This window comes from Cupriavidus sp. GW821-FHT07C08, assembly GCF_059419025.1.
On sequence record NZ_JBWKQZ010000009.1, the window covers coordinates 111,529 to 125,001 of the forward strand.

General features: G+C 65.1%; 11 protein-coding genes and 1 pseudogene. 4 read left to right on the plus strand and 8 right to left on the minus strand.

Features of this window, described 5'->3' with window-relative positions:
- Positions 1-114: 114 nt before the first annotated feature.
- Positions 115-1,641, plus strand: a complete 1,527-nt coding sequence (locus tag AC07UK_RS14115) for an ISNCY family transposase (RefSeq protein ID WP_494685747.1) — start codon at positions 115-117, stop codon at positions 1,639-1,641.
- Positions 1,642-1,859: 218 nt separating this feature from the next.
- Here AC07UK_RS14115 and AC07UK_RS14120 read toward each other — a convergent pair whose 3' ends face one another.
- Positions 1,860-2,882, minus strand: a complete 1,023-nt coding sequence (locus tag AC07UK_RS14120; RefSeq protein WP_494685746.1) for an IS110 family RNA-guided transposase — start codon at positions 2,880-2,882, stop codon at positions 1,860-1,862.
- Positions 2,875-3,057 carry a hypothetical protein gene (locus tag AC07UK_RS14125; RefSeq protein ID WP_494685745.1) on the minus strand — a complete coding sequence of 61 codons (183 nt, stop codon included), beginning with the start codon at positions 3,055-3,057 and terminating at the stop codon, positions 2,875-2,877. Before AC07UK_RS14125 ends, AC07UK_RS14120 begins: the two co-directional genes overlap by 8 nt.
- A 183-nt stretch (positions 3,058-3,240) precedes the next feature.
- On the opposite strand from AC07UK_RS14125, the gene AC07UK_RS14130 reads away from it, so the two are divergent.
- Both AC07UK_RS14130 and AC07UK_RS14135 read left to right on the plus strand, forming a co-directional pair.
- Positions 3,241-4,470 (plus strand): molybdopterin-dependent oxidoreductase, encoded by a 1,230-nt coding sequence (locus AC07UK_RS14130; RefSeq protein WP_494685744.1) that lies wholly within the window; start codon positions 3,241-3,243, stop codon positions 4,468-4,470.
- 10 nt (positions 4,471-4,480) lie between these two features.
- The gene (locus AC07UK_RS14135) at positions 4,481-4,759 is read left to right on the plus strand and encodes a c-type cytochrome (RefSeq protein ID WP_436223421.1); all 279 of its coding nucleotides are present in this window, start codon (positions 4,481-4,483) and stop codon (positions 4,757-4,759) included.
- A 96-nt stretch (positions 4,760-4,855) separates the two neighbouring features.
- On the opposite strand, the pseudogene AC07UK_RS14140 reads toward AC07UK_RS14135, so the two are convergent.
- Positions 4,856-5,014 (minus strand): annotated as a pseudogene (locus AC07UK_RS14140) (Txe/YoeB family addiction module toxin); the annotation flags it as partial.
- Positions 5,015-5,120: 106 nt separating this feature from the next.
- Here AC07UK_RS14140 and chrA point away from each other — a divergent pair.
- Complete coding sequence (gene chrA / locus AC07UK_RS14145; RefSeq protein WP_494685743.1) at positions 5,121-6,350, plus strand: chromate efflux transporter; 1,230 nt, start codon at positions 5,121-5,123, stop codon at positions 6,348-6,350.
- Positions 6,351-6,385: 35 nt separating this feature from the next.
- Here the strand turns inward: chrA and AC07UK_RS14150 are convergent, their stop codons facing one another.
- The 5 genes from AC07UK_RS14150 to mdeB all read right to left on the minus strand — a co-directional run bounded on the left by AC07UK_RS14150 (position 6,386) and on the right by mdeB (position 13,345).
- Positions 6,386-7,765, minus strand: a complete 1,380-nt coding sequence (locus AC07UK_RS14150; protein WP_494685742.1) for a YncE family protein — start codon at positions 7,763-7,765, stop codon at positions 6,386-6,388.
- 36 nt (positions 7,766-7,801) lie between these two features.
- The gene (gene copM / locus AC07UK_RS14155) at positions 7,802-8,248 is read right to left on the minus strand and encodes a CopM family metallochaperone (RefSeq protein ID WP_494685741.1); all 447 of its coding nucleotides are present in this window, start codon (positions 8,246-8,248) and stop codon (positions 7,802-7,804) included.
- A gap of 109 nt (positions 8,249-8,357) precedes the next feature.
- On the minus strand, positions 8,358-9,176 hold the full coding sequence (locus tag AC07UK_RS14160) for a hypothetical protein (protein WP_494685740.1): 819 nt from the start codon (positions 9,174-9,176) through the stop codon (positions 8,358-8,360).
- Positions 9,177-9,294: 118 nt separating this feature from the next.
- On the minus strand, positions 9,295-10,485 hold the full coding sequence (ampC, locus tag AC07UK_RS14165; RefSeq protein WP_494685739.1) for a class C beta-lactamase: 1,191 nt from the start codon (positions 10,483-10,485) through the stop codon (positions 9,295-9,297).
- 163 nt (positions 10,486-10,648) lie between these two features.
- A complete protein-coding gene (gene mdeB, locus AC07UK_RS14170) occupies positions 10,649-13,345 on the minus strand; it encodes an alpha-ketoglutarate dehydrogenase (RefSeq protein ID WP_494685738.1) in 2,697 nt (898 codons plus the stop codon).
- Positions 13,346-13,473 lie beyond the last annotated feature (128 nt).

A 13,473-nucleotide genomic window follows, 5' to 3' on the forward strand; every position in this document is an offset into this window, starting at 1 on the left:
ATGTTTGTCAGGGCTAATTAGTAATGTCGTACTTGAGCCAAATAGAAATGTCGTACCCCCTTGCCAAGGCTGGCATGCTGGCGGCTTTCCGTCTGTCCAAGACCGGAGGCCGCGATGCGCATGCCCGAGACCATCACGATGACGATGCGCGAACTCGATCGGCTCAAGGTGATTCAGGCCGTAGTCGACCATGGCTTGGCGGTCTGGCGCGCGGCCGAGAAACTCGGCTTGTCGCGGCGTCAGGTGGAACGTCTGGTGCTGCGCTACCGCGAGGATGGTCCCAGTGGCTTGGGCTCGCGCAAGCGTGGCCGTGACAGCAACCGCCAGCTCCCGCCCGGCCTCGAATCCCGCGTGCGCGGGCTGATCCGCGATACCTACGCCGACTTCGGCCCGACCCTGGCCGCCGAGAAGCTGCGCGAGCGCCATGGCATCGATCTGGCCAAGGAAACGGTGCGCCGGATCATGATCGACGCCGGTTTCTGGATCCCCAGGAAGCAGCGCCCGCCCAAGGTACACCAGCCGCGCAATCGCCGCGCGTGCCTGGGCGAGCTGGTGCAGATCGATGGCAGCGACCATGCCTGGTTCGAGGAGCGGGCGCCGGCCTGCACCCTGCTGGTGTTTGTCGACGATGCCACCGGGCGGCTGATGCAGCTGCTGTTCGTGCCGAGCGAATCGACGCCGGCCTATTTCACCGCCACGCGCGCCTATGTCGAGCGCCACGGCAAGCCGATGGCGTTCTATTCGGACAAGGCTGGCATCTTCCGCGTCAACCGGCGAGACGCAGCCGAAGGCCGCGGCTACACACAGTTCGGGCGCGCGCTGTTCGAGCTCAACATCGACATCCTGTGCGCCAATTCGAGCCCGGCCAAGGGCCGGGTCGAGCGGATGAACGGCACGTTGCAGGACCGGCTGGTCAAGGAGCTGCGGCTGCGCGGGATCAGCGCCATGGCCGCCGCCAACGCCTTTGCCCCGCATTTCATGGCCGACTTCAACGCGCGCTTTGCCAAGGTGCCCAAGCGCGATTTCGACGCGCACCGGCCGCTGCGTGGCGACGAGGACCTGGCGCGCATCTTCTGCTGGCGCGAGTGGCGCAAGGTGTCGGCCAGCCTCACGCTGCAGTACGACAAGGTGATGTATCTGCTCGAGGACCGGCCCGAGCACCGGCGCCTGATCCACCGCTACCTCGAGGTGGCCGAGTATCCGGATGGCCGGATCGAGCTGTGGGCCGATGGCGCTGCCCTGCCCTACACCACCTATGACCGGCTGGGCGCGATCGACCAGGGCGCGATCGTCGAGAACAAGCGGCTCGGGCACGTGCTGGCGATCGCGGCCCAGGTGCAGGCGCGGCGCGACAGCCGCCAGCAGGCCGGGCCGTCGCGCACGCTGGCCGGCGCGCCGCCGCGCCCGCCGCATCCGTCGCTGAGCACCAAGCGGCAGCGGCTGATCAACCGGCTCGATCTGGAGCGCGCGATCACTGCGGCGCCGCTCCATCAGCAGGCGGACATTTTAACTTTGCCCACCGCGCTGTCACCGCCCCACCCTGAGCCAGACTCGGTCGTCTCAGGCCAGCACCACTGCCCCACCGCAACCCCGCAAAAGACGCCAACCCCGCACAAAAAGCACGCTCGCACCGACATTTGAATTTAGCTGGCCGCCCGACAAGTCAAAACCGGCTGGACACTTGTTTGTAGGGGCTAAACACCATGATGAAAATCGCGCCCGGTAGTCCTAAAAATGTCCGCAGCTTGTGACAGCTATCGAATTTACCAGGGTGTCCGCCGGGCCACTGGGCCGTTAGGTCATCAAAGTCAACGTCGCAAAACCAGAACTAACACACAAATCAGCGCGGTCGGTGACCTTCAGCTCACCGCCGCTACCGGGATTCGGTAATCACTGCGACGGTACAGCACCGCCCACGCTATTCTTGCAAGCTTATTGGCCAAGGCACACGCGACCACGTTTGAATGGCGCCGTACCAGCATCTTCCGAATCCAGTCTCCGAGCGCATCGGTGCGTCGGTGCAGGCGCGTCATCACGGCTCGGGCGCATTGAATCAGCAGACACCGCATGGTCTTGTCGCCCCGCTTGCTGATACCCAGCAAAACCGGGCGTCCACCGGTGCTGTACTGCCTGGGTACCAGTCCGATCGATGCGGAGAAATCTCGGCCGGAGCGAAAATGCTTGGCATCACCAAGTTCTGCGGCCAACAAGCTGGCGGTGACGGCTCCGATGCCCGGGATGGCTAGCAGACGCTGAGCGTTGTCGTCTTCCTTGAGTTGCTGCGAGAGTTCAGACTCCACTTGCTTGACCTGGTCGTCAAGGTACTTGAAATGGGAGTGCAAGCGGTCCAGTACCTGCACGAGCCTGGGAGGCAGCGTGTGCTCCGCCATCGTGGCGGGCAGCCGCTCAATGACACGCATGCCGACGCGTAAGCTGATGCCAAACTCGAGCAGAATGCCGTGAATGCGATTGACAGTTGCCGTGCGTTCCCGCACCAACCCTTCCCTGACGCGATGCAGCGCGGCCAGCGTTTGCTGGGCTTCTGTCTTGGGCGTAACGAAACGCATGGCGGGTCGGGCAGCCGCCTCGCAAATGGCCTCCGCGTCCACGAAATCGTTCTTGTTGCCCTTCACAAACGGCTTGACGTACTGTGGCGCGATTAGCTTGGCTTCGTGACCGAGTGCCTGCAGTTCTCGCGCAAGGCAATGTGCGCCTGCGCAGGCCTCCATGACCAGCTTGCAGCGCGGGAAGTTGCTCATCAGAAAGAGCAACTGCTTGCGCGTTACCTTTTTGCGCCAGACTTCATGCCCACCGCAATCCTGGGCATGCAAGTGAAAGACATGTTTGCCGAGATCAATGCCGATCAACGCGACTTCACTCATGGCAGTCTCCTCCGAGAAGTAACGCCTCCAGCCTAGGCGATGCATCGGGGGATCGGGCTGACCATTTCATTATGTCCGAGTCTGGCAGGCGCTTGAGATAGCCATCTGCCAGCGCTTGAACGACCTTGAGCCGGTCGATCTGCCGCACCGTCATGGTAATGGCTCCTGCTGACATGACGGGCTCCGGTCTCGGACGGACGGAAAGCCGTCAAGCTTCCCGACTTCGGCCCGACGCTGGCCTGCGAGTGAGCCGCTCTTCCGCGGCCCAGGATGAGCTTTGGTGCCAGACCGCCGCTTGCTGGGCCAATGGCGCGGCATGCACTAGAGTGATGTCATGTGGACCTCGGACGGGGGCGACATGACCACACGCAGAGCGTTTCTCAAGCGCGGAGCCGGACTGCTGGCCGCCGGCACTGGGCCAGTGCTGCCTGCACCGCTTTTCGCGGCGATCGCAGACATGACGCCCGAACTGCCTGAAGGCGCGCGGGAATCAGCGGTGCTGGACGCGCTGCCGGGCAAGCTGCCACTCATCAAGCGGACTTACCGGCCACCGAACTACGAAACGCCACTGGCATATTTCGGTGAGGCCTTCACCCCCAACAATGCATTCTTCGTGCGCTATCACCTCGCTTCCATTCCCGAGGTGAACGAGGCCGACTGGCGGCTGCGAATTGGCGGAGAGGCGGCCACAAGTCCGTTCGAGCTGACGCTTTCCCAACTGAAGAAGGACTTCGAGCCGTTCGAGGTGGCGGCGGTTTGCCAGTGCTCAGGCAACCGGCGGGGCCTGTTCCAGCCTCACGTGCCGGGCGTGGAATGGGGGCCAGGCGCGATGGGCAATGCAAAATGGCGCGGCGCAAGGCTCAGGGACGTACTAGCCAGGGCCGGGATCGGCAAGGACGCCGTGGAGATTGCCTTCGACGGCGCGGACAGACCCGTGATCGCGCAGACGCCGGACTTCGTCAAGAGCATACCGACATGGAAGGCGATGGAGGAAAGCGCCCTGATCGCCTGGGAAATGAATGGCGCCCCGCTGCCGCACTGGAACGGCTACCCTGCGCGCATCGTCGTGCCCGGGTGGACCGCGACGTACTGGGTCAAACATATCGTCTCGATCAGTGCGCTGGCCAAGCCGTTGTCCGGCTTCTGGATGAACCCCGCCTATCGCATCCCCAAGGGCAAGTTTCCGCAGGTCGACCGCTTTGTCAGCCAGGAAACCGACGTCAACATGCCGATCACCGAGATGGTGGTGAACTCGCTGCTGACGAATCCGCTGCCAGGCCAGCGCATACGGCGCGGCACGTTGCTGGAGGTGAAGGGGATCGCCTGGGACGGCGGTTACGGCATCTATCGCGTGGAAGTTTCGACCGACGGCGGGCGAAGCTGGCAAGCAAGCGAGCTTGGGCCGGACCACGGGCGCTACGCCTTCCGGCTCTTCAGCCTGCGGTTCACGCCCGGCAAGAGCGGCAAGCTTGCCGTCATGGCCAGGGCCATCAACCGCGCGGGCGCCACCCAGACGTTCGAGCTGATCCACAATCCCGCGGGCTATCACCACAATGTGGTCCAGCGGGTCGAAGTCGAAATCGTGTGAGGGAGATGCCATGAAAGCCATGCTGCTCAGCCTCATCCTGTTGACGGGCAGTGCGCTGGCCGATGAGGCGAGCATCAGGATCAAGGACGGTGCCGGCAAGGACAAGGTCATGGCCAACTGCATCAGCTGCCATAGCATCGACTACATCCCGATGAACTCGGTCTTCCTCGATCGCAACGGCTGGACCGCCACGGTGAACAAGATGGTCAAGGCGTTCGGCGCCCCCATCAAGGACGAAGACATCCCTCAGATCGTGGACTACCTCAGCCGGTACTATGGCAAGGGATGAGGCGGGCGAAAGCGGTCAGGAGGCGAGACGCGGCCCCCATTGCTGTGGTGGCACTCAGGGCCTTCTGGCTTCCCGCCTGACACCCAAGTGGTCAGCTTACTTGTCGCCGTCGTGGTAGCGGCAGCTGACAATGCGCAGCGCTTCATCATCCGCCGCATAGACCAGGCGGTTCGTGTCGTCGATGCGGCGCGACCAGAAGCCCGACAGGTTGCCCTTCAAGCCTTCCGGCTTGCCGATGCCACCCCGAGGTAGTCTCGATACAATATCGAAGTTCGTTATACAAGGGCCGGCAGGCACTGGGGGGCGTTGCGCCCACGGCTCGCGGAACTGGTCGATGAAACCTTAACCGAGAACACCGCCGATGCCCCCCAGCCCCGCTCAGGACACAAACCGCGCCGCTGACGCAGCAACACGTGGCACGGTTCCAGAGGTTCTTCGGGCGTTCCTGAAACTTGGCCTGACTTCGTTCGGCGGCCCGATCGCGCACCTCGGTTACTTCCGCGCCGAATTCGTGGAGCGCCGCCGCTGGCTGGACGACAAGAGCTACTCGGACCTGGTCGCGCTATGTCAATTCCTGCCGGGGCCTGCCAGCAGCCAGGTTGGCATGGCGCTGGGGCTGCAGCGGGCGGGCTGGCTTGGCGCACTGGCCGCCTGGGCGGGCTTTACCCTGCCCTCTGCGATGGCACTTGTCCTGTTTGCCTTTGGCGTTGCGCGCTGGTCCGGCGTTGCGGATTCCGGGGCAGTCCACGGCCTGAAGGTGGCCGCCGTGGCGGTTGTCGCACAGGCGGTATGGGGCATGGCCAGGTCGCTGTGCCCGGACCGGCTGCGCGCGGGCATCGCGGTCGTGGCCGCGCTTCTGGTCCTCGCGGTGCCAGGTGCGGTGGGCCAGGTTGCTGCCATTGTGCTGGGTGGCCTGGTTGCGCGCTGGACCTTGCAGCTGAACCATCTGCCTCCTGCCCAGCATCTCAACTACGGTGTGAGTCGCCGGGTCGGCGTTCTGCTTCTCGCGCTGTTCGGCGTGCTGCTGGTGCTGCTCCCTGCCCTTGCCGCTGTGACCGGTTCCATGGCGGTGTCGGCCGTTTCTGTCTTCTATCAGGCCGGAGCGCTGGTTTTCGGGGGTGGGCATGTCGTGCTGCCGCTGCTGCAGGCTGGCGTGGTGCCCCCGGGCTGGGTCGGCAATGATGCATTCCTGGCGGGCTACGGCGCAGCACAAGCCGTTCCGGGCCCCCTGTTCACCTTTGCCGCGTACCTCGGGGCGCTCTCCCCCGCGCCATTGGGTGGATGGGTGGGCGCGCTGGTACTGCTTCTCGCGATCTTTGCGCCGGCGTTTCTGCTGGTGGCCGGCGCATTGCCATTCTGGGAAAGCCTGCGCCAGCGCGATGGGGTACAGAGCGCGATGGGTGGCATCAATGCCTCCGTGGTTGGCGTATTGGCCGCCGCGCTGTACGACCCCGTATGGACCAGCGCGATTCACTCGAAGGCGGATTTCGGCCTGGCGCTGGCGGCCTTCGGCCTGCTTGTCTACGGCCGCGTGTCCCCCGTGCTGGCGGTGGCCGGCGCGGCGCTGGGCGGATGGATCCTGGCGCTTTAGCCGGGGATCCGCCAACCCAGGTCACCAGGCTCAGCTCACGGCACGCTCACCAACACCGCCGTAGCCGGATCCGCCGCCGCGTCGCCCTCCATGACGATCAGTTTCGCCGGGGTGGCGCTCTTTGGCGAAAGCGTCGTCACGACTTCGCGCAGCGGACCAATGGCGGTGCCGTTGGCCATGCCGGCGGCATTGGTGCGGAAGCTTGCCACGGGCGTGGCCTGTCCTGCGACATAGACGCTGTAGGTGGTTTGCGGCTTCAGCTTGAACAGGGATACCTCCAACGCGTCGACAACACCGAGATTGCGCGCAACCACAAAGCCCTTGGCATCGCCATTGACCGGCCTGAGGGCGATGTTGACCGGATCGCTGTTTGCTCTCTGCACAAGGTTCGCGGTCCCGTCGCCGCCTGGCACGGCGTTGGAGACATAGACCAGTGCCTGCGGCGCCTGGCCCACCGGCACGCGGGTCATGACCTGGTTCGTTGCGGTGTCGATCACGTCGACGGCGTCGCCGTTTTCCAGGCCGACATAGATGCGTGAACTGTCGTCGGCAGCCCAGATTCCGTGCGGCAGCGCGCCGACCGGAATGGTCGCGGCCAGCCGCGGTTCGGCCTCGGTGGTGAATACCTTGACCACGTTTTCCCCGCCCACCGTCACATAGGCGAACGTGCCGCGCGCAGTCCTGGCAAAGGCAAGGTGATTGGTGATGAAGCCGGTGTCGAAGACGCCCTTCACTTCCAGTTTCTCGGTGTCGATGCGGGTGACCTTGCCCACGTCCTTGTGCGTCATCCACACCTCGCGGAAGTCCGGCGTGAATTGCAGGAACGGTGAAAACGGGCTGGTGACATTGAGCCGCTTGACCACCTTGTGTGTCCTGACATCGATGACATCCACCACGGGATTGAAGCTGGATACCACGAAGGCGAGCTTGCCGGCAGGATGGAACAGCACCATGCCCGGCCCTGCAGTGGTCGGGATGCGGCGGGTTTCCCGGAACGTCACCGGGTTGATGACGGAGATATAGTCTTCGCCGCGCACGACGACCCACACCTCTTTTCCATCCGCGGTAAAGAAGCCCTCATGCGGTGAGCGGCCGATATAGGCAATGCCCTTGACCTTGTTGGTCGCGGTATCGATGAACGCGACGGAATTCGAGCCGTTCGAGATCGCGATCAGGGTCCGATGGTCTGGCGAGAAGCCAAGGCCGTGGACATTGAGCTCGCCCTTGTATAGCGGCGACAGCACGTCCGGCCGCGCGTTGCCAAGGCGGATCTGCCCAAGCAAGGTGTTGCTCACCGGATTGATCACTGAAACGGTGTTGCTGTTCTGGTCAGCGGTATAAACGCGATCCTGTGGCTGCGGCGCGGCGACTGCGAGAGGCGCGGCCACGGCAAGGATAAGGGCATGTCTTTTCATGACTCGGTCCCGATGCGGGCGGTGGATGTCCACCGGTTAGCGAGGATTGGCGGCGCCAGGTGCCCTGGCCTGGCTGCGCTCGAGCCAGGCTTGCATGAGGCGGATCTCGTTTTGCTGCTCGGTGATGATGGCCTGGGCAAGATTGCGCAGCTCCGGGTCCTTACCATACAGCAACAGCGCCTTGGCCATGTCGATCGCGCCCTGGTGGTGCGGAATCATCATGGTGACAAAGTCATGGTCGGGGATGCCGTTCATGGCCGCCTGCGCCATGCCATGATCCATCACGGCCATGGCGTCACCCATCAGGCCGGAAAACGGTTTTGCGGTGCTGGCGACAAAGGGCGGCGGTGCCTGCCCCGGGATGGTTTGGTGATGCCGGTGGGCATCCTGGGCTGGCGCGGCAAAGCTTGCTGCCCATAGGAACAGCGCCGGCACGATGCGTGCCGCAGTGCCGACGCCATTGAGTGGGGTTCTCCGTTGCATTGCAGGGTCTCCTTTCTTCCGAGCCTGGCGTTCGCCGGCGGCCGGGGGTACCTGCGTATACACATGGGGGCCGTGGACTATTCCATGGAGAACCGGATATTTTTGTGCGCTAGCCGTTGGGGTACGCCGCCGCGATAGCCATGGCGCGCAGCCTCTGCACCTGGGCGGACATATCGTGCAGCAGGTAGAGGTCGCGCCGACGCGTCCAGGACTGGCCCGATTGTGCGTCGTATTCGCCAGGCATTTCCACACCTTCCGGGGCAAAGGCATTCATGCCGCGGTCGCGCGAGGTCAGCACGCAGCGCTTGACGTGGTCACGGAAGCCAATGACCCCCACTACCCCCATGGCGGCGGCATTGTTCTGTTCGAGTTCCACCACCTTTGCGGCAACGCCATCGGTGCTCAGGTAGGTGATGCTGCCATCCGGATTGGTCACCGGCTCGATCGATACCATATCGGTCAGGCCGTACTTGGACTTCAGGAAGCGCGCAATCTCCCACTGCGCGTAGACCTTTACCGGGTGCTGCTGATAGATGGCATGGACGGTGTCGGCGAGCTTTTCATTGACGGGGCCCGGGTCCGGCAGTGCGGCCTGGTTGCCGCCATTGGTCGGCGTGTTGCCGCTTTGCGCGTTCGGCCGGTTGCCGAACCCATACGCCACGATGCGGTTCAGCCTGGATACCGCGATGGTCGGAGGCTGCCAGGTGAGCGCAAAGTCCAGCACCTGGGGCGAGATCTGCTCAGCAGCTGCGGTGTCTTTAAGCTGAACCGCCAGGCGCGCGTTCATCTGGTGCTGCAGTTCCGCATCGGAGATCGCGGCAGGTGCGTCGGCGGCATTGCCGTCCCCGCAGGCACTCAGGATGGTGGTGGCGATCGGGGCCGCAATGGCCGCGGAGGTTGATGCAAGGAAACGGCGGCGTTCAAGCATGAGTGGACTTCATCGGATAGGAATCAGGGCGACGATGCCTTGCCGGATCAACCGGCAAGCGCGGACCAGGCAGCTTGCCTGGGTATCGTGTCGCCTTGATGAAAGGCATGCCCTCCCCTTACCGGCTGCCGGCCCCTGCCGGCACACCATCCAGTACCGCCAGTATCCGAAACGCTGCCTTTACCCGCTCCGGCACCGGGAAGTTCTTGTTCGCCAGCATCACGATGCCAATCCGCTTCGCCGGCACAAAAACCACGTAGGCGCCAAAGCCATTGGTCGAGCCGGTCTTGTTGACCAGCACATCGGCGGGCGATGCCAGCGGCGGCTCCAGCCGGCTCACCGGGTTCGCCTCGAGCACGACCTGCGGTGAACTGCCGGCCAGCACGCTGTCGACCCGGGTGGGCCAGGCGTACATTTCCCAGCCCAGCCCCTGCACCATGTCTCCGACCTTGAAGTATCCGGTGTGCGTCCCGGCAATGGCACGCCGCAGCTTGTCGTCCAGGCCGGCGCTGTCGATGTTGGCTTCGACGAAGCGGATCATGTCGGCCGCCGTGGTCTTCACGCCGTAGGCTTCGGCATCCAGCACGCCGGGCGCCACGCGGACCGGCTTGCCGTCTTTCGAATAGCCATAGGCGTAGTCGCCCATGCGCGCTTTCGGCACCCTGATGTAGGTGTGGGCCAGGCCAAGCGCCGGGAACAGCGTCTTCTCCATCAGCTCATCGAAGGGCTGGCCCATGCTGCTGGCAGCCAGGTAGCCGAACAAGCCGATGCTGGGATTCGAATACTGGCGATGGGTGCCGGCCGCATATCTGGGGCGCCAGCCCCGGAAATAGTCGACCATCGTCCTGGTATCGGTGACCGCATCCGGAAACTGCAGCGGCAGGCCGCCGGCGGCATAGGTGCCAAGGTCGAGCAGGCTGGTCGCGCCCAGGCTGCTTCCCGCAAGCGCCGGCAGGTATTTCCCGGCAGGGTCGGCCAGAGACAGGGCGCCGCGGGCCTGTCCATAGGACGCGAGCGTCGCGGTAAAGGTCTTGCTGACCGAGCCGATCTCGAAGAGCGTGTCGCCGTCGACCTTGCGCCCGCCCTCCTTCGCCGCGACGCCGTAGTTGAAGACATAGCGCTTGCCGCCGGCCGTGACGGCAACGGCCATGCCGGGGACGCCGTGCGCCGCCATCAGGGGGCGGATGGCATCGTTCACAGCGCGTTCGACCTGGCGCTGGCTGACACTGTCAACGGCACTGGCATTGGCCGCGAAGAGGCTGCAAGCCATGACGATGGTGGCGATGCGGGCAACAGGAATCCGTTTCATATCTGACGCTTTGCGATCATGCTGGGGCGCGGCGCCGGTCCATGGCGGCACGGGCGCGCACCTGGAACGGCTGCAGAGGGATGAAGCTTAACAGCCGCAGCCGGAGCATGTGGAGTCCCGCAGCGGTTCGCCCCGCCAGGCCGGCAGGGCGAACCGGGCGTTATCAGAGCGAGGACGGCGCAGGCTTGTCCGTGTCGATGCCGTAGCGCGCGATCGCCTCGGCCACCACCGACGCCGGCACCGTGCCCTGCGCCGCAAGCGCGCGCAGCGCCGCCACGCAGACATAGGCGCGATCGACCTCGAAGAAGCGGCGCAGCGACGGCCGGTTGTCGCTGCGGCCATAGCCGTCGGTGCCCAGCACCGTGAAGGGAGCCGGCACATAGGGCGCAATCAGCTGCGGATAGGCGCGCACATAGTCGGTGGCCGCCACCACTGGGGTGTCACCGGCCAGCAGGGCTTCCACATGGCTGGGGGCGATGTGGTCCTGCGGGTGGTGCAGGCGCTGGCGCGCGGTCTCGCGTGCGTCGCGCTCCAGCTCGGAGAAGCTGGTGACGCTGAACACCTCGCTGTCGACCTGCCAGTCCTCGGCCAGCATCCGCGCCGCGGCCTCCACCTCGCGCAGGATGGTGCCGCTGCCGAGCAGCCGCACCCTGGCGCGCCCGCCCCCTGCCACCTGCGCAAGCCGGTACATGCCGCGCACAATGTCGCGCTCCACGCCGGCCGGCATCGACGGCTGGGCGTAGTTCTCGTTCATCACGGTCAGGTAATAAAACACGTCCTCCTGGCGCTCCATCATCGCGCGCATGCCCTCGTCGACGATGACTGCCAGCTCATAGGCGTAGGCCGGGTCATAGGCGCGGCAGTTCGGGATGGTGGCGGCGATGATGTGGCTGGTGCCGTCCTGGTGCTGCAGCCCTTCGCCGGAGAGCGTGGTGCGGCCGGCCGTGGCGCCCACCAGGAAGCCGCGCGCACGCTGGTCGCCGGCGGCCCAGATCAGGTCGCCGATGCGCTGGAAGCCGAACATCGAGTAGTAGATATAGAGCGGCAGCATGGCCGTGCCATGGGTGCTGTAGGCAGTGCCCGCGGCAATCCACGACGACATCGCACCGGCCTCAGTGATGCCCTCTTCCAGGATCTGGCCGCGGATGTCCTCGCGGTAGTACAGCATCGAGCCGGCGTCCTCGGGCTCGTACAACTGGCCCTGCGACGAATAGATGCCGACCTGGCGGAACAGGCTGGCCATGCCAAAGGTGCGCGCCTCGTCGGCGACGATGGGCACCACGCGCGGGCCGAGTGTCTTGTCCTTGAGCAGGCCGGTCAGCATGCGTACCATCGCCATGGTGGTCGACATTTCCTTCTGGCCGGCGTCCACGGCGAACTGGCCGTATTGCGCCAGCGGCGGCACCGGCACGGCGTCGGCCTGGCGCCGGCGCGCCGGCAGGTAGCCGCCCAGGGCCTGGCGGCGCTCGCGCAGGTAGCGCAGCTCAGCGCTGTCCTCCGCAGGGCGATAGAAACGCATCGATTCCAGGTCCTCGTCGGACAGCTCCAGGCCGAAGCGGCTGCGGAACGCCTTCAGCGCCTCGATGTCCAGCTTCTTCTGCTGGTGCGTGGTGTTCTGTGCCTGGCCGGCATTGCCCATGCCATAGCCCTTGATGGTCTTGGCCAGGATCACGGTGGGCTGGCCCTTGTGCGCGCGTGCCGCGGCAAAGGCCGCATGGAGCTTGCGCAGGTCGTGGCCGCCGCGGTTCAGCGCGGCCACCTCATCCGGCGTCATATGGGCGACCAGCGCCTTCAGCGCTTCGTTCTGGCCGAAGAAATGCTCGCGCCCGTAGTGGCCGTCCTTGGCCTTGTAGGTCTGGAACTGGCCGTCCATGGTCGAGGCGAAGGCGCGCAGCAGCGCGCCGGAGTGATCGCGCGCGAAGATCGGGTCCCAGGCGCTGCCCCACAGCACCTTGATCACGTTCCAGCCTGCGCCGCGGAACAGCGCCTCCAGCTCCTGCACGATCTGGCCGTTGCCGCGCACCGGCCCGTCCAGGCGCTGCAGGTTGCAGTTGATGACAAAGGTCAGGTTGTCGAGCTTCTCGCGCGCCGCCAGCGGCAGCGCGGCGATCGATTCGGGCTCGTCCATCTCGCCGTCGCCGAACACGCCCCACACGTGCCGGCCCGAAGTGGCCTGCAGCCCCCGGTGTTCCAGGTAGCGCATGAAGCGCGCCTGGTAGACCGACTGGATCGGGCCCAGCCCCATAGAACCGGTAGGGAATTGCCAGAAGTCCGGCATCAGCCAGGGGTGCGGATACGAGCACAGGCCCTGCCCGCCCGCCTCGCGGCGGAAGTTGTCGAGCTGGGCTTCGGACAGGCGCCCTTCCAGGTAGGCGCGCGCGTACACGCCCGGGGCCGAGTGCGGCTGGAAGTAGACCAGGTCGCCGCCGTTGCCGGCATCGGCGCCCTGGAAGAAGTGGTTGAAGCCGACCTCGAAGAGGTCCGCCGCCGAGGCATAGCTGGAGATATGCCCGCCCAGCTCACCGTAGGCCTGGTTGGCGCGCACCACCATGGCAAGGGCATTCCAGCGCACGATGCCGGTGATACGCTCTTCCATCGCCAGATCGCCGGGATAAGGCGGCTGGCGCTCGACCGGGATGGTGTTCAGGTAAGGCGTATTGCTCTGCGCCGTGGTCGACACGCCCAGCGCGGGCGCGGCATCGAGCAGCCGGCTGAGCAGGAAGCGCGCGCGCTCCTGCCCGCATTGCGCCACCACCGCCTCCAGCGCGTCCAGCCATTCGCGCGTCTCTTGCGGATCGTCGTCGCTCTCGGGCATGGCCTGGGCGAGCAGCCGGGCGTGTGGGGAGGCAAGGTCGGTCATGGGGAAGTCTCCAATGGGTCTTGCCCCATTCTATGGAGAGCCCTCCCGCATGAGGTGCTGAAGTCGACTGCTCATCCGGCAGATAGCAGCATAATCCACTGCTATTCGCCGCTAAAACTACGCAAGAA

Excerpts from the sequence above, each read along its gene's own strand:
- AC07UK_RS14115 (WP_494685747.1), top strand. The coding sequence starts at position 115 with ATGCGCATGCCCGAGACCATCACGATGACGATGCGCGAACTCGATCGG.
- mdeB (WP_494685738.1), bottom strand. The coding sequence starts at position 13,345 with ATGACCGACCTTGCCTCCCCACACGCCCGGCTGCTCGCCCAGGCCATG.
- copM (WP_494685741.1), bottom strand. The coding sequence starts at position 8,248 with ATGCAACGGAGAACCCCACTCAATGGCGTCGGCACTGCGGCACGCATC.
- ampC (WP_494685739.1), bottom strand. The coding sequence starts at position 10,485 with ATGAAACGGATTCCTGTTGCCCGCATCGCCACCATCGTCATGGCTTGC.
- AC07UK_RS14135 (WP_436223421.1), top strand. The coding sequence starts at position 4,481 with ATGAAAGCCATGCTGCTCAGCCTCATCCTGTTGACGGGCAGTGCGCTG.
- AC07UK_RS14125 (WP_494685745.1), bottom strand. The coding sequence starts at position 3,057 with ATGTCAGCAGGAGCCATTACCATGACGGTGCGGCAGATCGACCGGCTC.
- AC07UK_RS14130 (WP_494685744.1), top strand. The coding sequence starts at position 3,241 with ATGACCACACGCAGAGCGTTTCTCAAGCGCGGAGCCGGACTGCTGGCC.
- AC07UK_RS14150 (WP_494685742.1), bottom strand. The coding sequence starts at position 7,765 with ATGAAAAGACATGCCCTTATCCTTGCCGTGGCCGCGCCTCTCGCAGTC.
- chrA (WP_494685743.1), top strand. The coding sequence starts at position 5,121 with ATGCCCCCCAGCCCCGCTCAGGACACAAACCGCGCCGCTGACGCAGCA.
- AC07UK_RS14120 (WP_494685746.1), bottom strand. The coding sequence starts at position 2,882 with ATGAGTGAAGTCGCGTTGATCGGCATTGATCTCGGCAAACATGTCTTT.
- AC07UK_RS14160 (WP_494685740.1), bottom strand. The coding sequence starts at position 9,176 with ATGCTTGAACGCCGCCGTTTCCTTGCATCAACCTCCGCGGCCATTGCG.